The following is a 21600-nucleotide window of genomic DNA, read 5'->3' on the forward strand; positions in this document are numbered from 1 at the left end:
ATATGGAAAAGGAAAAGAAAAGTGAAGGAATGATGAGTGTTATTGCAGCGTTAGGTGCAAACATCTTAGTGGCTGTGTCTAAGTTTATTGGTTTTGCAGTGTCTGGTTCAGCCGCTATGTTGAATGAGTCAATCCATAGTATCGTAGATTGTGGCAATGAAATACTACTGTTAGTAGGCAACCGACAGTCAACAGCGAAGATATCAGATAAACATCCGTTCGGACAAGCACGTGCTAAGTACTTCTATAGTTTGGTTGTTGCAATGATGTTGTTCTTTGCCGGTGGTGCCTTAGGTATAATGGAAGCAACAGAGAAACTGTTTCATCCAGAACATAGCATGGAGAACACATGGCTCGTCATTGGTATTCTGGCCTTTGGACTCTTAGTAGAAACTGTCAGTCTGAGGGTTGCCTTCAAGGAGATTAAGGAACTGAACAAGGACAATCTATCGCTTTATCGTTTCTTGCGAGAGAGCCGTCACAGTGAAATACTTATCATCTTTGCAGAAGATAGTTGCGCTGTTGTTGGTCTGCTGATAGCCTTAGGCGGTACACTTCTTACCCACTTCACAGGTAATCCATTCTATGATGCCCTCTCGGGTGTATTGATTGGTGTGCTCCTCTGTGCAGCAGCGCTCTTCCTCGCACGTGAGTTCTACAGTCTTCTTATCGGTGAGAGTGTCACACAGAAGGATTTAACTCGCATCAAAGAGACATTCAACAGAACAGAAATCAACCGCCTCATCAACGTCAAGACCATTCACCTCGGTCCTAATGATATCCTCGTCACTGCAAAGATTGACGTCAAGAGCGAATATGAAGCACAAGCACCTCAGTTGGTTAACGACATCGAAAAGAATATGCGTGCCGCTTTCCCTGAGTACAAGATTTATATCTATATTGAGACGGATAAATATAAAGAGGATTATTAAAGACCTCTCCCCCAACCCCTCTCCGAGAGAGAGGGGAGTGCTGGACACAAGAGAAAATAATTTCTGTTACTATGTCTATTCGTCGTCCACAAACAATTTATCCCCTTACAAAGCGACATTTGTAAACTATTTTCGTATAGTTCAAATCCAAAACATGCTCTTTTGGCTTCTAAAAGACGCCTAATTGACTTGCAATAGGTGCCCTTTTGAGGGCTAACTAACGCCCTTTTGAAGTCCAACTAATCAAAGAAAATGAAGTAAAATCGAAGTTGGTGTAAACTGACTGATAATAAGCAGGAAACGGAACAATTTGCATAAAACTGCCTCTTTCAAAAAGTGCAGCAATATGCAGATTTAGGCAGAAGTTCAGTTACCAGAACGTTACCCGATTCTAGCATAGGTAACGATGGAGTAATATTCGGTAACTGAATTATTTTCGCTCGTGTGGCTGTTGCTTCGGTCGGCAGTTTTCTGCGTAAGTGAGGAACGCTTTAATTCGGGTAACTTTGCCCACAGAAATTAAAGCGTATGAAACAAGGAAAAATGAAGGTGTTGCTCTACCTCAAAAAGAGCGGTCTTGACAAGTCGGGCAAAGCCCCGATTATGGGGCGGATAACCATCGACCGTTCCATTGCCCAGTTCAGTTGCAAACTCTCCTGCAATCCCGATTTGTGGAATCCCCGTGAGAGCCGAATGGACGGAAAGAGCCGTGAGGCGGTGGAAGTGAACAGCAGGTTGGAAAACCTGTTGCTGTCCGTTCAGTCTGCTTATCAGTCCCTGCTCTCCAAAGGATGCCCGTTTGACGCAACCGATGTGAAGGAGCAGTTTCAGGGCAGCGTGCAGACACGGTGCATGCTCATCGAAAGGCTGGACATACTCATCAAGGAAAAAGAAAACCATGTAGGTATAGACATCAAGGAAGGAGCCATACACGGCTACCACTCCACCCGGATACATTTACAGAAGTTTATTCAACGGAAGTACAAGGTTTCGGACTTGGCATTCTCGCAACTTACAGAGGATTTTATCCATGAGTTCCAGCAGTATTTCTTAGGTGAGTGTGGTTTTCAGGAAAGCACGTTCTATAATGTAGCCACGCATTTGAAGACGGTATGCAGATTGGCATACCGTGAGGGATTGGCAGACACGCTCCTTTTTGACAAGGTTAAGATATCAAAGGGCAACAAGAAACTCCCCAAGGCACTCGACAAGGAAGCGTTGGAAAAGCTGAAGGCTCTCTGCTTTGAGGATTTGGAGGAAGAAATGGAAACGGCAAGGGACATATTCCTCTTTGCCTGCTATGTTGGTGCAGCCTATTGCGACCTGATGGAACTGAGCAAGTCCCACCTTGTCCGTGATGATGAAGGCAAAATGTGGCTGAAATTCAACCGCCACAAGACAGGCGTACCCTGCCGTATCAAGTTATTGCCCGAAGCCATTAGGCTGATAGAGAGGTTTCACTGCGATGAAAGGGAAACACTGCTTCCCTATATCAAGTACAAGAGCTATCAGACCTGTCTGAAAGCCCTGCGGCTTCGTGCAGGCATATCGTTTCCATTTACCACTCATACCGCAAGGCACACCTTTGCAACACTCATCACGCTTGAACAGGGTGTGCCTATTGAAACGGTAAGCAAGATGCTGGGACATTCCAACATAAGCATGACGGAACGCTATGCCAAAGTAACTCCACTGAAACTTTTTTGAGGAGTTCGACCTTTTCCTCTCTTTTACAGGTGATATGCAGCTGACTATCTAACGATAAAGTCTCATCATCTTATTTTTTTCATCCAATCAATCAAAACATTAAAGCATCAAGACAATGAGAAGTACATTCAAGATAATGTTCTATATCAACAGACAGAAAATTAAGGCAGATGGCAATACCGCCATTCTATGCCGTATCACCATAGACGGAAAAAGCACAACCATTACCACGGGCGAAGAATGCAATCCCTCCGAGTGGAACACCAAGCAGGGCTTGACGACAGACAGGAAAACCAATCAAAGACTCCATGAGTTCAGGGAAATTGTGGAAAAGACCTATCAGGATATACTGACAAGGGACGGAGTGGTAAGTGCTGAACTTATCAAGAACCACCTGCAAGGCATAACAGAGAATCCGTCAACCCTCCTTGCCATGAGCAGGGCGGAGCTGCAAGCACTCAAGGAAAGCGTTGGAAAGTCAAGGGCGGAGGGAACTTATCTGAATCTGTCCCATTCTGACAAGAACCTCCGTGAGTTTGTGGAAGATAAAGGATTGCAGGACATATCCATTTCCACCATTACGGAGGACTTGTTTGAGGAATATCGCTTCTTTCTCAAAAAGCGCGGATTAAAGGGAACGACCATCAACAACTATCTCTGCTGGCTGAGCAGGCTGATGTTCCGTGCGGTCAGCAAGAGGATTATTCGCTGCAATCCTTTTGAGCATGCCAAGTATGAGAAAGAAGAAAAGAAGATACGCTTCCTGCAAAAGAGTGAAGTTGCTAAACTTGCGACAATGAAAATGAATGACAGCGAGGCGGAATTGGCAAGGCTGATGTTCGTCTTTTCCTGTCTTACGGGACTGGCAATCGCTGATATGGAAACTCTGCAATATGGGCATATCCAAACGGCAGCGGGCGGGAGGAAGTATATCCGAAAGGAACGTCAAAAGACAAAGGTGGAGTTCGTTGTGCCGCTGCATCCAATAGCGGAGGCCATTATCCGCCATTGTTGGGAAGAACAGGAGGGAAACGAAGAACTGCAGACGGTGAAAGAAAAAGGCGACAGCCTTGTCTTCCCCCGTAGTTGCAGCCGTAGCGTAATGGGCAAGAACCTGTGCATTGTGGGCAAGGCTTGCGGTATCAGAGAACGGTTGTCCTATCATATGGCAAGGCACACTTTCGGTACAATGAGTTTAAGTGCAGGAATACCCATTGAGAGCATTGCCAAGATGATGGGGCACGCCTCCATATCAAGCACGCAGATTTACGCGCAGGTGACGGACAGGAAGATTTCGGAGGATATGGACAGGCTCATTGCCAAGCAATCTGCAAAAGAGAAAGAAATTGCGGAGAGAGAGGCTTGTGAACCTTCGGATTTTGCAACCTGTAAAATGGAGGAAACGGCATGAAAGCAAGCAATAATTCAAAGAGCAAAAATAGCACGTACAATCATCGCAGTTACTTTGATTGGGGGAGTAATATGCAGGTTGTCCACAAGGGTAAAGGCGAGATTGCCATGACGGAGGGAGAACTTGCGAGGTTCTTCGGTGTGACGTGGAGAAAACTCAATCATAGGCTTCAAGCGATAATAAAATCTTCCAACTTGCATCCCGATGAAAGGGGTGCAGGCCAAGAAGAAGTTATCAATGGTAGAGAGTGTGTTGGTTATGCATCACTTTATCCGCTCTCAACAATCATTGCCCTGTCCTTTCTATTGGACAGCATGGAAGCGCATTTATTCAGAAAGTACATCAGTAGAAGATTGCAGACAGAGTCTGCCATTGTAACGCCAATCTTCCTGTTAGGCAATACCAAGAACTAATGAATATATTTCCTTTTTCTTTCACCGATTATATCTTACTACATTACTACAATAAGAGTTAAAGCGGTGAAAGAGAAAGGATTAACGTGTAGTTGGCTGCTCAAAATAATTGTACTACGCAGTAACTACATTTGCCTTTCTTCTTTCACTGCTTCATTACGGTTAAAAAGGGAATTATATGCTATTTGTTATTTGCTTGACTATCCTCTGGAGCACGCTTTCATTGCTTATAAGTATAGATGCCGTGCCCACCATTCCGCTGATAATTTTATACCTGCAATCCGTTATCCTTACCTGTGCCGTGAATACGCTGCCTTCTGCCGTTTGTCGGGGTGTATGCGATGTGGCTGTTATTACACCATTTGCAACTCCGTATGTTTCTGCATCGTAACCCTCAACTTCGATGTTCGCTGTCATTCCTCTTGCTATCGTATTCACGTATTTATAGGGAACGGTTATTGTGCCTTGATGGGCATTTGTCATCTGCACCTTTGCACTGATGGTTTCGGGATAAGGTATAAAATATGCGCCCACCAATAGTCCCAATATCACAATGGTGATTATCGTGATACCATAACGGACAATCCTTGACGGTATCTCGCCAATGATATGCCTTACTTTCTCGCTGCGGAGTTCTATCTCGTTGTCTGCCATAATATTCCTTTCTGCTGTTAGTTGCCTAATTCTAACTGATTTTTTACGAGGTTATAGTATGCACCCCGCTTTGCTGTGAGTGCTTCGTGGTTGCCAATTTCTACCACCTTGCCTTTATCCAATACCACTATCTGATCAGCATTCTTCACCGTACTTAGGCGGTGTGCCACGATAACCACCGTCTTGCCTTTGTAGAACTCATCAAGATGTTCTACTATCATACGCTCATTGTTGGCATCGAGCGAGTTGGTGGCTTCGTCAAGAAAGATATAGTCGGGATTCTTATACACTGCCCTTGCTATCAGGATACGCTGTTTCTGTCCTTGACTCAAACCAACGCCATCGCGACCGATCTTAGTGTTGTATTTTAAGGGCAGTCCCATTGCATAGTCATGAATACAAGCTATTTCAGCAGCTTTCTGCAATCGCTCCTTGTCAATCTCGCCGTCATCTACGGCAATGTTCCTTGCTATACTCTCGGAGAATATCACACCGTCTTGCATCACCACGCCACATTGCCTGCGCCACCATTTCTTATTAAGTGCGTTTACATCTGTTCCGCCAATAGTTATTTGACCTCCCAATACGGGGTAATAGCCTAACATGAGTTTGATGAGCGTTGTTTTACCGCTGCCCGATGCGCCCACAATGGCTGTTACCTTACCTTTGGGGATAGTGAGACTAACATCATCTATAATAGTTTTCAGTGCGTGAGGGTCGTATTTGAAGTTTACGTTTTCAAGGTCTATGCCTTCGTTTTCTTCTTTCACTGCTGTTTCCAATCCTTGCTTTCCGTTCTCATCATCCATACGGTGGATTTCATTGATACGTTCAAGGCTTATCTTTACATCCTGCACCGAATAGAAGAAACTCATCAACTGCTCGACAGGTGAGTTGAGTTGCCCAATGATATACTGCACGGCAAGCATCATACCCAGCGTGAGTTGTCCATGAATGACGGCTGTTGCTGCGACCACCGTGATGACGATGTTTTTCAGTTCATTGATGAAGATGCTGCCTGCCTCTTGTGTCTGTTGGAGTTTCAACGATTTCATCTGCACTCCAAAGAGGTCTGCCTGCACGTCCTCCCATTCCCAGCGTCTGCGCTGCTCGCAGTCTTGGAGCTTTATCTCCTGCATGGAGGTGATAAACTCGTAGGTCTTGTTGTTGTTGATGGCTTGCTGCTCAAAGAGTTCGTAGTCAAGTACCTTTCTGCGCCTGAGGAAGAGTGCAAGCCAACCGCCATAAAGCAGACTGCCGAGCATGAAGATGGCAAAGACGAGCCAATTATAGGATAGCAGTACGATGCTGAACACCACAAAGGTGAAGAGTGAGAACACGATACTGAGCGTCTGTTGCGTCAGAAACGTGTTCACCCTACTGTGGTCGCCCATACGCTGCATGAGGTCGCCCATCAGTTTGGTATCGAAGAATGACATCGGCAGCTTTAAGAGCTTGATGAAGAAGTCGCTTACCAATGAGATGTTGATGCGCAGCGAGATGTGCAGCAACAGCCAACGGCGAATAAAGTCGATGGCAGTACGGCTCACGGTAAGCATCAGTTGTCCTAAGAGTATCAGCCATATAAAACCGATATTCTGGTTTTTGATGCCCACATCCACGATAGACTGGGTGAGGAAAGGCAGAATAAGCTGTAACAAACTGCCCACGAGCAAACCTAAGACAATCTGCCCGAAGTACTTGCGATATTGCTTGATGTAGCCAAAGAGGAATCTGAACGAGCGTTCCTCTGTTGGCTGTTCCTCCATCTGCTTTTCATAAAATGCTGGTGTGGGTTCCAAGAACATGACTATTCCTTTCTCCTCACCGTCCGATTGAGTGCTGACCCAATGCTTCTTAAATACTTCGAGGTCGTATTTTACATGCCCTTTTGCAGGGTCTGCAATGTAGAATCCGTTCTTTTTAACTTTGTATAGTACAACAAAATGATTTTGGTTCCAATGGAGTAAGCAAGGATAATTTATGTCTTTTATTTGATACAAGCTTGCTTTTCCACATAGCACATCAAAACCTAAGGCTTCTGCCAATTGTTTTAAAGCCTGCATTGAAACACCCTCATTGGTTATAGTACAGGTATTTGATAGAGTTTCAAATGAACACTTTCTACCATAATACTTACAGACCATAGCCATGCAGGCAATCCCACACTGCATGGCGTCATGTTGCCTATAAAAATAAAAGGACATTTATTTTGCTGTGTTGTATTTGGTAAGACCGGAGTCGTTGTCTCTATTATTAATGTTTTTACCCAGATGCCTTCGTGAATTGCCTTTTGACAAAGAATAGACGAAAGTCAGTGCCACAAGATTTTTGAAATTACCCCATCGGGTCTTTTCTACGAAATGGAATGAAGGAGTGTCCGCATAAATCCTGGAAGGATCGGGATTGTAAATGAACATGGCACCCACGGTGATTGCACCTAATTTATAGGTAAGGGATGCGTTCGCATTATACCCAATCTTCTCAAAGACATCACCTTCAACAGTGGTCATCGGTAGATTGTGGTTGGTAATGAACTGCCACTTGCCTGCCACCACCTGACAAGAGATTCCGACATTGTTCAGATTGTGGTTGACACGCTGATTAGGCGTATTGTATTTGGAAGACAGATAGTTATAGTAAGGCTGCAAAGTTAGCCAGGAGAAAGGTCTGCAACTCAGAACAAGCGATGCGCCATACTCGTTGACATGGCGGATGCCCACAATCTGGTTCACGAAGTCCGAACCGTCAGCGGAAACAACTGTCATATTCTTGCTGGGATAGTAGGCATGGCTGACGGAAGGTTTGACAAACCAGATATTATTGGCCGACGCATACTGGAAGCTAAGTTCGGTGCGGTAGAAATGGTAGGGCTTCAGACTGCTGTTGCCTTGTAGATAGAATCGTTCATCCACGACGGTACGACTATCTGTGAGCTGACCGACGTTAGGAACCGCAGATGCTATGGACGACGTCAGGCGTAGCGAACTGTGTTTGTGCAGCTGGTAATTAAGAGAAACAGAAGGCCGCATAAGGATGTAGTTGGCTATTGCCTTCGTCGCAGTTCTATATCGGTTGTTCTCCACACCGATTCCCAGGTTGTAGGACAATGCCCCCCATTGATTGGTGTAGTCGGCGTATAGGTATTCCTTTTGCGTATTCACTGTCGACAAATTGGATGCCCCGTCTGTCTGACGCAGGTTTTTGTATTGATAGTAGGCTCCTATCTGTATATTTCCCTGCCACAGTTTGTCAGTATAAAGTGCTTCTGCTATTAGCGAGTAAGACTTGTTGTCGACGACGTTGGTAAACGTTCCCGTTCCCGAGGTGTTTGTTAGATTATTGTTCGAATTGGATTTGAAATAAGTGTTCACCACATTGACCGACAGACTGTTGCCTTTACGGAAGGTGTGTCCGAAGTAGATGTTGGCCGATATGGATGAAAAGTCACTTTGAAGCCTTCTGTGGTTGGCATCTTCCAATGTACCCGTCCGCAAGAGCTGTTGACTGTATTGCTGGGTAGCCGGAAACTTACGATATTCTAAAGTGATATTGAAAAGGTTGCTGTTTTGGAAACGCTGATAGAATAATTGTCCTATGTGGTAGGTACCAGTGTATTTACCCGACAGACCCTTGTAATCGTTCGTCACATCCGGATAGACATAACGGTTTTCCATGGTGTTCCGGTCAAGATGTCTGTAGTCCAGAAAATATGCCGCAGACACCTTGTTGAGCGAATCGCTATAACTGGTGGAAATCAAGTTGGTACCATATCCTGTGGTGATACTGTTTTTGGTGTCGAGATATAGTGAATAGTGCCTTTTGTTGGTGCGCTTAGTCGCTACATCTAATACAGCACCTATCTTCTCATGCGCAAACCTTGCAGGCGGATTGGAATAGTAGTGCAGGGTCTTTATTTCGTCGGCTTTGAGCAGCATCAGTTCACGTACCGACCTCCTGATTCCATCAATCAGCACCAAGACAATTTTACCATCTGCCGTCAGCAGTTCACCGCTGTTTGTTGAAAGTCTGAATTGCGGCAGGCTACTGATGGCCTCCAAAGCGTTGTTTCCCATCTGTCTGGCACGCCTGTCTAACAGGATGATGTCTGCGTTGCCGAAGCTTCTTAGCCCTTGAGCCGACACAGTGACCTCTGAAAGGTTCTGTATGCTTTCTGTCAGCTTGACCACTCCGACATCGCCACGCTTGCACGTTAGCTGTTGTGGCCGATACCCTAAACAAGAGAATTTCAACAGGAACTGTCCGTCTTCGTCTACATTCAAACTGAAGGTTCCTTTTGAATCCGTCAACGTGTGAGCAATGGCTGCCGTGTCAGATAAGCTGGCCAATACGCAGTCAACGCCGGCTAATGGACAGCCAGACGGATCGGTCACCGTACCGTATATCCTGTTCTGTGCGTTGCTGCTTATCAACGAGACTACAAAGGCAAACCATAACGTTGTGAAAATTCTTGCCACCATAATATAAATTATTTACACATTGAATCAATGTAATTTACCATCGAATCTTCCAAATTGATATCCATTCCATCGAATTTACACGCATTTACATATTCATTATCCCTTGGACACACCCCCATACAAATTGGAAGTTGTTTGCATTGTAAGCACCGTTTATTCTCAAAGGATTTCACCTCATATTTTCTGATAAAATCCATGTTCCAAGAAATAGAACCATCGTTTTGAATAATGCCATGAGTTTTGTTCTCATACAAATCATTGCATGCCGTACATTTTATAACATCACCATTAAAATTAATGGCATTATAATACTTACGACTAGCGTAACATGGAACGAAGTTTGTGATAACGTCCAGACGTATTGTGTTATAACCAGATTGTTCAAATAAATTAAGAAGTTCTCCGATGTCTTTATATCTATCTTTCCTTACCTTTTCTTGCCATACTTTTTTGGGGGTAATCGTTATTCTTCCCCGATTAGCCATTGTAATGTGATGGTTGATTTGATCTACTATTTCATAATTTAGATTCTCGTCAGTATAGTTAATTCTCAATAGAATATTAACAGCCTTTGTATTGCTGAGCAATTGGTTGATGTTGTTTAGAACATGATCGAATGCAGAATCACAACCTTTCTGATATTTTACTTTATCATGGTTCTGTTTGGGTCCATCTAATGTAATATGAAACCGCGTCATGCCAAGTTTTTGAATTAATGGAATGTTTTTGGGGAAAATGAAGTAACCATTTGATGTAGCTGTTGTTGAATATTTTACACCTTTTTTCTCACATTCTTTTTGTGCGAATTCACATATTGGCTTTATAATTTGTTTTAAGTACATTAACGGTTCACCACCAAACCATTCGATTTGAAGTGATTCTATATTCTGTACATCAATCATATATTTGATGTGTGTCATCACATTCTCCATTGTACTCTTCGACATTCTTGAAGGTATATGATTTTGTATGCAATACCAACATTTAAAGTTGCAATCCAAGGTTGGTAGAATGATTAACAGATAGTTCTTCTTGTTTACTGAATCACAATATCTTTTCCTAATTATTGAAAGCTCATCAGTATTATCCGGCACAATGAAACCACTTGCTGATAGCTTGTCTTTTAGAACTTTAGGGATGAACTCAATTCTTTCTTTGTCTGTGAGTAGCCTCTCTATTTTTAACCCTAAATCCTTGGGAAGCTTAAAATAAGTGTGTTCAAGCCCATTGTACCAATAAGATTGGTTATTTTGGTATATTATATAGTTATAATTACTTGCTTTCATATATTACAATACTTAATTAACATCCCGTAAAAAATAAAAGAGCCATATCAAGTATGGTAATGAACGATATGGCTCTTAAAGTGTTGAAGTTTCATTATCATCTACCACGAAATACCTTCAGGTACACGTTGAAATGATGTAGAACTGTTCATTAAGCATGTTGTACCCCCGGTTGAGATTGATCTGTCACAATAATAACATCACATCCGCATCCGGCAACATTGTTAGAACATCCTGTCTGAGAGGCTGCCATTTCAGAAGCTCCACCCTTGACTTCAAGCGACTCCATTAAGGATAATTCCTCAACTGAAAAAAGTTTTTGGTTTTTCATTTAATGTAACATTTAATCGCCTTCTTACTGCTTCAGGCATTGCATTCTTTTGTCGTCAAAATTAGAAAAATATATAGTTGAGTTCAAATAATTTCGATGTTTTCTTGCAGGTTTCCTTGCAAAATCATACTTTTGTATGATAATATATAATCTTTCATGTAACATTATATAGTCAAAAAACGTGAACACGTAAAAAACTCCATAGAATGACGATTTTCGATATTTTAAAAGGGTTAAAAGAGGCAGACGACAACACACAGAGTATCCGGAGTCAAGCCACCAGTGATTATTCTCCTTATATAAAAAGTGCCCAAGCTACTGATAGGCTTGGATATGGAAAAATAGTTCTGATTGATTTCTGTCAATATACTTTTCTATATATATCACCATCTATTTTTTCAACTCTACAACAAAAAAGATTTAGAGATAACGGAGGAAGAATTGATAATATACTTGATGAAAGGCAGTTAAGCTATTTGAGCAATATTCTTAAATCGTATTTCGCGTTACAAAAAAACTATGCCCGTATAGAGTCCTCTGTCTTGCATTTTGACTTTTCAATAAATACCTCTTTATGTAAGCAAATGATACATGCCTCGTTGACCCCTTGTTTAGTAATGATAAAAAATAACTTGGTATTTTTTTCTCTCTCCATGAAACCATATAGTTCCATTTCTGGAGTTTTTCATCAATTGAATACACTGCTCAAGACCGATGCCTCGGCTCCGAAAATGTACCAAGTTATTTTTTAATCATTACTAAAAACAAGCTGTGGCGCTTATTTTTTTGAGAAATCCTTGCATATCTCGAAGAATTTCCATATATTTGCCACACATTATATATGTGTATTTTGTAAATGAAATATATGAAACAGTCCTGGCTGTGTAAACAGGAGCGGATACCGAAAAGCTTACGAGTAGGTTTCTTTAAAATAATACAATTATGAAAACGAAAAAACTACTAAGCCACACAAATTATGCAGCTAAAGTTGTTGCTTCAGGTTGTTGCTGTAATTGCAATTCATGTTGCTGCTGCTGGTCACTTTTCTCCTCCAGTGCATCCATGGAACAGGCTGCTGTAGCCTAATAGTAGCCAAATGAGTGTAGCTCGTTTTGAGTCAGCTATTCTCTAAATCATTAAAAACGAGGTTGTTGTGAAATCACACACATATACTACGATTATTAGTTTATGGTACGATTATTCACATTTATCTGTTACGCAGAATGAGATTTTAGCAGTTATTCAAACAACTATCAAAAATCAACAAGTCTGTTTTTGAAGCCAGACTATCTTTCGATTCATCACGAAAGGAAGAAGCGGAAGATAGCTGGTTTCGATTTTACCCATTAAATTAAAAAACAATGAAACAATTTGATATATTCTTCGATAATGACAATAAACTGTATCAAGTAAGAACCAAAACAGATACAACAACCATAGAATTTACAGATTCCGAAAAAGAACTGATTTTTAAAGACTTGATCAGATTGTACGATACACGGGATAAAATATCTTTTTCAACAATCCAAAAACTATTAAATAAGGCTGACTATAACAAACTTTTGGATGTAGTAAAAGAGTTACAAGAATGTGGAATTCTAGATGAACTGAATTTCGAAGCAGAAGGTGCCACTGTTATTTCTGATATATATAATGAAGTCAATCACAAACCGGTTTCAGAAATGAAGATTGCTTATATTGGCAATACAGATTTTGGCAACCAAGTGAAAGAGAAATCATCCGAATATAACATAGAACATTTTGTTATCTACTCAATAGATGAATTGTCGGATGAAACAATTGAGTCAATCCTCTGTAACAGCGATTTTATCATTGTTGATTCTTTGACTTGGAATCCGTACAAAATGCACATTATCAACGAGAAGGCATTGAAACACAGCAAACCATGGTTATTGATTGAAGGACTGACTTTCTCTGGAAAATTCAGTATTGGGCCGATTTTCCACGGCAAATACACAGGATGTTATGATTGTTACAAAAATAGAATAAGGAGCAATGACGAATTCATCAACTTCAATGACTCTTACGTTAAATACCTTGAAACAGAGAAAGCATCAGCAAAACCAGACTTGAATATCCAACCGGTAGTAAAGGATATGGCTTCCGCTATTGTAATTGCAGATATGCTGAAGTTTCTTTATGCCTGGTATCCCCCGGAAACTTGGAAGTGTTGTATATTGATAAATCCGTCCAATTATGAAGTAGAAAAGCATACTTTTATAAAAGCTCCGATTTGTCATGTATGTAAACCAGCATTGGATTATAATCCGGCTCCGTGGCTCGAATCAGTAACTCTTTAACATAAAAAAACAATGGATGCAGTCAACAACTCTCTGATTAAAGGTACAATGCTGATTTCCAATCAGTTTGGAATCGTAAATCATGTATCCAAATTACCCAGGCTCAATTACGATCCTAAACTTGTAAGCTTTGGTATTTGGCCCAGCAACACTCTGGCTTTCGGAGCAGAAAAGTATGAAGGAAGAAGTAGCGGATGTAACTTTGATCTGCAAAAGTCATTTATGGGAACTTTAGGTGAAACGGTAGAAAGGTATTGCCCCGTATTCTACAATAAAGAGAATATGATCCTAAGTTCTTATAAAAATCTAAAAGTACACGCTATACCGCCCTCGGAATATGCCTTGTTCCATGAGAAGCAATATGCCCAGGAAAATTATCCTCTCCATCGGTTCGACGAGAATATCGAATTACATTGGGATAAATGCATGGATATTACTAATGGGAAAGAAACCTGGGTTCCCGGAGCATGCATCTATCTTCCCTGGTCATGTGAAAAGCAATGGATAAATGTAAGTACATCAACAGGCTTGGCAGCACATACGAATTGGGACAAGGCTTTGCTGGTTGCATTACATGAAGTCATTGAAAGAGATTCGTTTTCTCTCACTTGGTGGCAGAAAATAAGCGCTCCAAAAATTATTATAGACGAGGATATCAGCCATTTTATCCATGAGCGTTTTCCAGCAAGCTACGAGTGGCATTTTATGGATATAACTTACGATTTAGGTATTCCGACAGTTTATGGTATCTGTTTCGGTGAAGCCGAATATGGTAAATTTGTAGCCGTAGGCACTGCGACAAGAGACACCTATGGCGAAGCATTGAAGAAAGTTATTCTCGAAATGGGGCAAAGCGTCAGCTATTTCAGATATTTGTTAGGAGAGAAAAAGAATTGGCAGCCTTCTGAAAACTTTCATACATTACTGGATTTCGAAGACCATTCTATACTATATATAAAAAAACCAGAACTGTGCGAGGTCTTCAAAATCTGGACGGAAACAAAGCCGACCAGAAAGATTGATTTTCTTGAAGAGTCTGCACGCTCAACCAAAGAGAACATCCGGCACATTACCAGCGTACTGAAGTCCAAAGGTTACAATGTATTAGTAAAAGACATCACGACTCCTGATGTAAATCAGGCAGGCTTCTATTGTCTGAGGGTTATCGTTCCTCAATTAATACAAATGGGTGGTGCGTATTCCTTTTATTTCCTGGGCGGAAAAAGACTATATACGATACCGCAGGAACTAGGCTACAAATGCTATCCTTTTGAAGAATTAAATGTATATCCACATCCATTCCCTTAATAATATGAAAACAATAAAATCAAAAGCATTAATAGCAAGCTTAGATTCAGGACTATATGGAGCTAAAAATTTTGGTGAATCGTTGGCTTTGATTTTTAACGAGAATGTGAAATTTGATAAGTTTCTGATTCGCAAACAAGTTGAAAGTATCCAAAGTTTCTCCAATAAATACGTCCACCAACGCTCGTGCCAACCGTATAAAGTGTTTCCCACCAGCAAAGAGTATGATTTGAAACCTTATCTCAAAGAGATGCCTGGTAGTGAAAAAACCAATCTATTCAATATCCTTGCTAAGCGCCGTTCCGGAAGAGCCTATTCTCCTTACTCCATTTCGCTCAACGAGCTGGCGCTACTCTGCCATTATAGCTATGGAATTAGCGGAGAAGACTTTAATAAAGAATCAGAAGCTACGTTACGATTCAGAACGGTTCCATCTGCAGGTGCCTTATATCCACTTGAATTATACGTATATTTGAATACAAGTGTATTGCCTAAAGGAATTTACCATTATAGCCCCAATAAGTCAGTTCTCGAATTCATCAAAGAAGAAGATTATATGGAATATTTAAGAGAAAATCTCGTAGCAGAACCTTTCGTGGATTTGCAACATTGTAGTTGCGTGTTCTTCATCACGTCCTTCTTTGAGAGAGTACTTATCAAATATGGCGACAGAGGCTACCGATTTATACTTCAGGAAGTTGGATTTTTAACTCAGAACATCTCGTTACTCGCCGAATTTCTCGAACTTGGCTCTTGCGTTCTGGGAAGCTACGTTGATGACAACATCAACCAGATCCTCTCTGCTGACGGAACCTTTGAAACTGTGCAAAATGTGATTGTAATTGGAAAAAACAAGGAGGTTCAAGATGACAATGTTACAAGCAAATAATATTTCTTTTTCGATTCAGGGTACTTCCATCCTGCGCAATGTATCGCTGGAAGTTAATCCTGGAGAAATTGTAGCTCTATTAGGACAGAACGGTTCCGGAAAGACAACATTCATTGAGTTGTTGTGTAATATGATGAAATGTTCATCCGGCAATTTCGCATTTTTCGGAAAAGGCAACTTCGACCAGAACAAACAGAATATTGGTGTGCTTTGGGATAATCCGGTTATTTTCCCCATGTTAAAAGTCAAAGAAATAATCGGATTCACTCGAAGAATCTATAACATATCGGAATTGCCACGAGACATCTACGATTTCCTTGAATTAGATAAGATAAAGAATAGGTTCTTTTATCAACTTTCAAAAGGGGAAAGAAAAAGGGTTGCCATTTTTTTGTCCGTATTACATAACCCGTCATTGTTGATTCTGGATGAACCGACCGCCGATCTCGATCCGATGATAAGGGAGGTTATCTGGAGGAATATTTTCAAAAGCAAAAACCGGGGTGTCCTGTTCACGACACATCTTTGGGAAGAAGCCGGAAAATATGCAACCAAAATCTATTTTATCTACGAAGGGAAAATTATCTCGAAAGCATTGAGCCCGCAGGAATTGATAAATGAGTCGGCATATCAGCAAAAGATTGTCATCTCTAAAGAACTGTCCGGCACTGATCCTTTTGAAAATGATGAAAATGTATTGGTCATCCCAGATGATAAATTCCTCAAAATATACTTGAAGAGAGAAGATACCAAAACATTACAAAAGGTTCAGACCCGAACCTACAATTTTTCACTTATGCCTGTTGAGTTAGAGGATATATATCAAATTTTAGTAATGATAAAAAAATAACTTGGTATTTTTTTCTCTCTCTCCATGAAACCATATAGTTCCATTTCTGGAGTTTTTCATCAATTGAATACACTGCTCAAGACCGATGCCTCGGCTCCGAAAATGTACCAAGTTATTTTTTAATCATTACTTAACAAAATCAGAAAGATGAAAGTACTCATAGCTTCAATCTATTATCAATTGCTTTCTTCCATGAGAATCAAGCAAGCCGTATTTTTTACGGTGATATTTCCGGCATTTATTTTCCTTATATTTTCCAGTATATGGGGAATCAACAACAAAGAATATTGTGTATTCTTGCTGACGGGAATTTGCGCTATGACCATAGCCAGTGACGGATTATTCGCTATTGGCGGGGTTATCAAACAGTATTACACATCAGGAGTCATGAAGTTCATAAAAGTAATGCCTTACAACATCATTACTCATATTATCAGTTTGGTATTCAGCCGGATGATTTACATCCTGTTTTCTTTTGTAATACTGTTTATATTAGGTAGAGCCATATTTGGCGTGACATTAAACGTGCCGCAATACCTTTCCATACTGTCAGGATCAATATTGGGATTAATAGAGTTTTCTTTCTTGGGCTTACTGCTCTCTTTCACCAACATGAAAGCTGAAAGCGAAAAAGGATTAATCAACATCATCTATTTTGGACTGATATTTTTAAGTGACACATTTTATCCGATGACAGAAATAAATCCCGTATTCGAAGGCATTGTGGAATTCTCCCCGATTACGCCCGTGTTGAAAGTTCTCAGAGGTGATTATACCTATACATTGTATTTGGCTTTGTGGGCCGCGGCTTTCATGATAGCTTTCTATTTTTGTTTCAAAAGATTTCAAGTAAAAAGGAGTAAACAATGATCACATTTATAATTACTTTCATTATCCTGATGATGCTCCACGAACTGGCTCATGTATTGACAGCAAAGGCCGTAAATATGAAAATAGACAAAATAGGGGGCACTTGGAAACCTCTGCCTCATATTTATGTTTCTGTCATCAACGCACAAGTGTCTAATAAAAAGAATTTTTTATTCCTGATAAGCGGCAATGCTATGACATGGTTCTTATTCGTTATGCTAATGATTTACGGAAGTATGTTCAAAGTCCCTTATCCGGTTTATATGGCATTCGCCACTCAACTGATTTTCGAAACGAATCCATTCTTCTCGGATTACACAAAATTATTTTGCTATTACAAATACATGAAATGGTTAAAATTACAACTCAAAGTAGGTAACAAATTAACTTACAAAGAAATAGAGGCTAACCGTTCATTTATTATTCAAAAATATATGTATAGCAATATATGGTATTTGCAGTTCGTAGGCTGGGTATTTGTGGTGATTGCTCTATTATCACCTCACCTTTTACCTTCTATCATCCTGTGAATTGACATATATCTTTAATTTATCAACTCGTTAAAAAGAAAAAATATGAAAAAGTTTATCGTTTTGTTTGTTACTTTCTTTGCCATTGCAACTATCACTACAAGTACGCATGCAACCGGTATGAACCGTAATTCTTCTGTCGGAACTCCAGAGAATATATTAAATGGCATCCAAGACAAAATCGAGACAGCCATGAACAACTGTTTCGCCCGGAATTCCGTTTCTCCTCTTGACAGTATTTCCCAAAAGCTAAATAAACTGAAAAGTCAAAATAACATCGTACTTTATTGGAAATCTTACGTCAATTATTATAAAAGCGTCTTTTATGCAAAGCTGGGAGATAAAGACAAAAGCAAAAAAAGCTATCAAAGAGGCATATATAACTCTGGAAAAAATGAATAACAAGAACTCGGAAGATTATGCATTGCTGGCTCTGACCCAAAGTTTTTATATACAATTCACTTCAGGAATGGCCGCCGGAGTCCTTTCATCTAAAATCACAAGAAATGCAGAGAAAGCTTTGAAGCTTGATTCAACGAATCTGAGAGGATGGTACGTTCTGGGCAGCAATGATTTCTATACACCCGCGAGTTTCGGTGGTGGGAAAAAAGTGGAGTATTATTTGAAAAAAGCTATTTCAACAGTGCCTAAAAGCATAAAAAACCCATATCTGCCTACTTGGGGAAGAGAATATGCTTTCGAACTATTAATCCGATATTACATCCAGAACAAAAAAATGAACGAAGCCAGGAAATATGTACAAATGGCGGAAAAAGAATACCCGAACAGTTACTTTATTGGTGAGTACAAAAAAATAATCAATAAATAAACCCTCCACCTACATAGGTAAGATAAAATCAAACGATTTATAAATAGCTAAATATCCGATCGAACATGAGAATAGACTTCCATTTATTCAGTTTGTTTCTCCTGTTTTTAATCAGGTCATCATATATATATGCGCAGGATGCGAATATACAGGGAAAAATAACAGATAAGAAAGGTGAACCTATATTGGCGGCCAATGTCTATCTGAAAAAAGAACCTGATAAGGGAACCATTTCTGATATAAATGGATATTTTATTCTCCGGTGTCAAAGCCATAGTTTCAACAATGATACGTTGATCATCTCTTTTTTAGGTCTGAAAACCAAAATCATTCCAACAGTGCACTTAGATACAAGCAAAGAGATATCAATCGTTATGGAAGAAGATCAACAGATGCTTGTAGAAGTAGTGATTATGGCTAATCCATCTTTATCAAGAGAATTCTCAATAAAAGAAGTTTCTAAATTTGATATTTATAATACCCCTTCTTCTGCCGGTGACGCATTGAAAATGGTCACTGTCCTTCCTGCATCCACCAATGTATCAGAAAGTGCCAATGTCGAATTGAGAGGAAGTGCCGGCGATATGTCAAGAGTGATGTTAAATGAAGTACCGGTATATAAACCCGTACGCAATTCCCAGATAAATGGAATCGGAAATTTCAGTCTGTTCAATACAGAAATGATAGAAGAGCAAAACGTCTATGCCAGTAATCCCCCATTGGTCTACAGCAATGCAACTGCGGGCCTGGTAGAGATAGGCACAATAAAGAAGTTGTCAGCAAGCGAAACGGCTCTCTCTCTATCACTTGCAAATATCGGTTTCCTCCACTCTCAGCCCATTAATAAAAAAAGTTTTCTTCAGATATATGGAAATTATCAATTTTCTAAACCTTATTTATGGGTCAATGCAAATAATAAGGATATTAATAAATTTTCATCAGAAGATACCGGTTTGAATTTTCATACAGAATTAACCAAAAGGTTAAGCATCAATCTTTATTCCTATTTTATTAATGAAAAGTATCTGGCTAATGATTATTCTTATACTTTTTCAGGGACAGTGGATGCAGGTAAAAGACGAAATTTCAATATTCTGAATTTCAAATACAAATTGGGCAAAGGATTTATCTCAATAAACAATGGCACAGACTTTTCAAACGAGGACTTTAAATTTGGCAATATTTTATCCAAGCAAAAGAACTGCTATGTATACAGTAACTTCGATTTCAAATATTATTTCACTCCGTCATGGAATTTACAATCCGGTTTTTCACATGAATATACCAAGCAAAATTACCGGAGCCGGTTTCCAAAGTATTATTTTGCGGTAAAACCTGAAAACCCAAGTTATTATTTTGAAAACAGTATATCAAACAACAACCTCGAATTTTATCTGTATAACAGAGTGCAGATCTTTAACGAATTAACTTTAGGTGTAGGAATCAGAAAAAATATACCTGTCAAGGAACAATCCGGATATTGGTCTTATCAAACGAACATAAAATATTCATTCAATAATTATAATTCTATATTGGCCTCTTTAGGGAAGTATAACGGATATGCAACCCCATATTACAACACACAGGAGTTTTCCTCCATATCAACGAGGCAGTATTCATTGGAGTATTCATTTTCGAGAAATGATTTCAATCTCCGGTTGGCTACATATCATAAGAAAGAAAATCTGAAGGAAAACTTTTCTGAAACAGATACTTCCGAAAGATTATTAAGAAAAATATGGGGAGCGGAAATCAGTATGAGTAAGAAATACGAAAATTTGACAGGTTCACTTGCATACACTTATCTCTATTCCAAATTCAGAAATGGGGGCAAATGGTATAACTCGTACAACCGGATGGACTATTTAATAAAAGCGTTTATTTCTTACTATCATAAGAAAGCAGGCACTGTCTCACTGTCTTGCTTAACCCGGCCCGGGCTTTATTATAGCCCGATAATAAATGCCGAGATAAATGAAACAGGGGCATACAAACCTTTATATGGCGATTATAATGTGAAACAATATTCAGGATATTGCAGCGTTGACTTCTCTTACAACAAAGTGCTGACCTTAAAATCATCCAATTTAATATTCTTTCTGACTGTCAACAACATCTTTGACATCAAGAATGAAAGCGCCATAATGTTCAGCGAAGACTATTCTACGATAACAGGATACAGACACTATAACAGACGTTCCATCTACACGGGAATGCAACTTCGTTTTTAAAACCATTTAGTAATGATAAAAAATAACTTGGTATTTTTTTCTCTCTCTCCATGAAACCATATAGTTCCATTTCTGGAGTTTTTCATCAATTGAATACACTGCTCAAGACCGATGCCTCGGCTCCGAAAATGTACCAAGTTATTTTTAATCATTACTTAGTAACGTTTAAAAAATAACTTGGTATTTTTTGTCTCTCCATGAAACCTTGTAGTTCCATTTCGGTAGCTCTTCATCAAAGGTAATATGCCGTTGACAGACATCATCATAATTGCTATCCACACAACGAGAAGTGTCGTACTTCTTTCTGTTGATGTTGGTGAAGACACAAAGGCCGGATTTCGTTCTGGCCTCTGCGGCAAGTTCGCATGCCTGCTCAACGCTCTCGAAGGAAATACCACTCCATACTCTGGTGATTTGAGAGAAAAGCCTGTGTTCAATGGGGTTCCACTTCGACGTGTACGGGGGATAGTGCGCCACTATTATGTCAATATGGAGGTCTTCGGAAAGTTTGATCAGCTCTTGCTTGAAAAGCCTGCTGGAACTGCTGTTGGAACCTC

At 40.0% G+C, this 21600-nt stretch carries 19 protein-coding genes and 1 pseudogene; 14 read left to right on the forward strand and 6 right to left on the reverse strand.

Annotation, left to right across the window (positions count from 1 at the left end; translation table 11 throughout):
* Window positions 1–2: 2 nt before the first annotated feature.
* The 4 genes and pseudogenes from HMPREF0666_RS13655 to HMPREF0666_RS13670 all read left to right on the forward strand — a co-directional run bounded on the left by HMPREF0666_RS13655 (window position 3) and on the right by HMPREF0666_RS13670 (window position 4463).
* Window positions 3–932, forward strand: coding sequence for a cation diffusion facilitator family transporter (locus HMPREF0666_RS13655; RefSeq protein ID WP_009012958.1), 930 nt, complete (start codon window positions 3–5; stop codon window positions 930–932).
* 528 nt (window positions 933–1460) lie between these two features.
* Window positions 1461–2691: pseudogene (locus HMPREF0666_RS13660) on the forward strand (site-specific integrase).
* A 63-nt stretch (window positions 2692–2754) separates the two neighbouring features.
* Complete coding sequence (locus HMPREF0666_RS13665) at window positions 2755–4050, forward strand: site-specific integrase (protein WP_008449741.1); 1296 nt, start codon at window positions 2755–2757, stop codon at window positions 4048–4050.
* Complete coding sequence (locus tag HMPREF0666_RS13670; protein WP_009012960.1) at window positions 4047–4463, forward strand: hypothetical protein; 417 nt, start codon at window positions 4047–4049, stop codon at window positions 4461–4463. The genes HMPREF0666_RS13665 and HMPREF0666_RS13670 overlap by 4 nt, the downstream gene beginning before the upstream one ends.
* A 174-nt stretch (window positions 4464–4637) precedes the next feature.
* On the opposite strand, the gene HMPREF0666_RS13675 is transcribed toward HMPREF0666_RS13670, so the two are convergent.
* From HMPREF0666_RS13675 to HMPREF0666_RS13695, 5 genes are all read right to left on the reverse strand, one after another.
* Window positions 4638–5117, reverse strand: a complete 480-nt coding sequence (locus HMPREF0666_RS13675) for a hypothetical protein (RefSeq protein WP_008449756.1) — start codon at window positions 5115–5117, stop codon at window positions 4638–4640.
* A gap of 17 nt (window positions 5118–5134) precedes the next feature.
* Window positions 5135–7324, reverse strand: a complete 2190-nt coding sequence (locus HMPREF0666_RS13680; protein WP_008449702.1) for a peptidase domain-containing ABC transporter — start codon at window positions 7322–7324, stop codon at window positions 5135–5137.
* A complete protein-coding gene (locus HMPREF0666_RS13685; protein ID WP_009012961.1) occupies window positions 7325–9598 on the reverse strand; it encodes an outer membrane beta-barrel protein in 2274 nt (757 codons plus the stop codon).
* An 8-nt stretch (window positions 9599–9606) separates the two neighbouring features.
* Complete coding sequence (locus tag HMPREF0666_RS13690) at window positions 9607–10884, reverse strand: radical SAM protein (protein ID WP_008449654.1); 1278 nt, start codon at window positions 10882–10884, stop codon at window positions 9607–9609.
* A gap of 151 nt (window positions 10885–11035) precedes the next feature.
* On the reverse strand, window positions 11036–11215 hold the full coding sequence (locus tag HMPREF0666_RS13695) for a hypothetical protein (RefSeq protein ID WP_009012962.1): 180 nt from the start codon (window positions 11213–11215) through the stop codon (window positions 11036–11038).
* Window positions 11216–11421: 206 nt separating this feature from the next.
* Here HMPREF0666_RS13695 and HMPREF0666_RS13700 point away from each other — a divergent pair, with 206 nt between their 5' ends.
* The 10 genes from HMPREF0666_RS13700 (at window position 11422) to HMPREF0666_RS13740 (ending at window position 21043) form a co-directional block, all read left to right on the forward strand.
* The gene (locus HMPREF0666_RS13700) at window positions 11422–11967 is read left to right on the forward strand and encodes a hypothetical protein (protein WP_009012963.1); all 546 of its coding nucleotides are present in this window, start codon (window positions 11422–11424) and stop codon (window positions 11965–11967) included.
* Window positions 11968–12576: 609 nt separating this feature from the next.
* Window positions 12577–13536, forward strand: a complete 960-nt coding sequence (locus HMPREF0666_RS13705; protein WP_008449695.1) for a TOMM precursor leader peptide-binding protein — start codon at window positions 12577–12579, stop codon at window positions 13534–13536.
* A gap of 12 nt (window positions 13537–13548) precedes the next feature.
* Complete coding sequence (locus HMPREF0666_RS13710; RefSeq protein WP_009012965.1) at window positions 13549–14844, forward strand: YcaO-like family protein; 1296 nt, start codon at window positions 13549–13551, stop codon at window positions 14842–14844.
* 4 nt (window positions 14845–14848) lie between these two features.
* Window positions 14849–15733 carry a SagB/ThcOx family dehydrogenase gene (locus tag HMPREF0666_RS13715; protein WP_009012966.1) on the forward strand — a complete coding sequence of 295 codons (885 nt, stop codon included), beginning with the start codon at window positions 14849–14851 and terminating at the stop codon, window positions 15731–15733.
* Window positions 15717–16583, forward strand: a complete 867-nt coding sequence (locus HMPREF0666_RS13720; protein WP_232214123.1) for an ABC transporter ATP-binding protein — start codon at window positions 15717–15719, stop codon at window positions 16581–16583. Before HMPREF0666_RS13715 ends, HMPREF0666_RS13720 begins: the two co-directional genes overlap by 17 nt.
* A 147-nt stretch (window positions 16584–16730) precedes the next feature.
* Window positions 16731–17453, forward strand: a complete 723-nt coding sequence (locus tag HMPREF0666_RS13725; RefSeq protein WP_008449671.1) for an ABC transporter permease — start codon at window positions 16731–16733, stop codon at window positions 17451–17453.
* A 77-nt stretch (window positions 17454–17530) separates the two neighbouring features.
* Complete coding sequence (locus HMPREF0666_RS13730; protein WP_230586368.1) at window positions 17531–17983, forward strand: hypothetical protein; 453 nt, start codon at window positions 17531–17533, stop codon at window positions 17981–17983.
* A gap of 45 nt (window positions 17984–18028) precedes the next feature.
* On the forward strand, window positions 18029–18385 hold the full coding sequence (locus HMPREF0666_RS18220) for a hypothetical protein (protein WP_009012967.1): 357 nt from the start codon (window positions 18029–18031) through the stop codon (window positions 18383–18385).
* A complete protein-coding gene (locus HMPREF0666_RS18225; RefSeq protein ID WP_232214124.1) occupies window positions 18309–18812 on the forward strand; it encodes a hypothetical protein in 504 nt (167 codons plus the stop codon). Before HMPREF0666_RS18220 ends, HMPREF0666_RS18225 begins: the two co-directional genes overlap by 77 nt.
* A 65-nt stretch (window positions 18813–18877) precedes the next feature.
* Entirely contained in the window at window positions 18878–21043 is a 2166-nt protein-coding gene (locus HMPREF0666_RS13740; RefSeq protein ID WP_009012969.1) for a TonB-dependent receptor, read from the forward strand.
* A 165-nt stretch (window positions 21044–21208) separates the two neighbouring features.
* Here HMPREF0666_RS13740 and HMPREF0666_RS16875 read toward each other — a convergent pair whose 3' ends face one another.
* Window positions 21209–21559 carry a hypothetical protein gene (locus HMPREF0666_RS16875; RefSeq protein ID WP_083822498.1) on the reverse strand — a complete coding sequence of 117 codons (351 nt, stop codon included), beginning with the start codon at window positions 21557–21559 and terminating at the stop codon, window positions 21209–21211.
* Between the last annotated feature and the right edge of the window lie 41 nt (window positions 21560–21600).

Origin of the sequence: Prevotella sp. C561 (assembly GCF_000224595.1) — a bacterium.
GTDB classification, from domain to species: Bacteria; Bacteroidota; Bacteroidia; order Bacteroidales; family Bacteroidaceae; genus Prevotella; species Prevotella jejuni.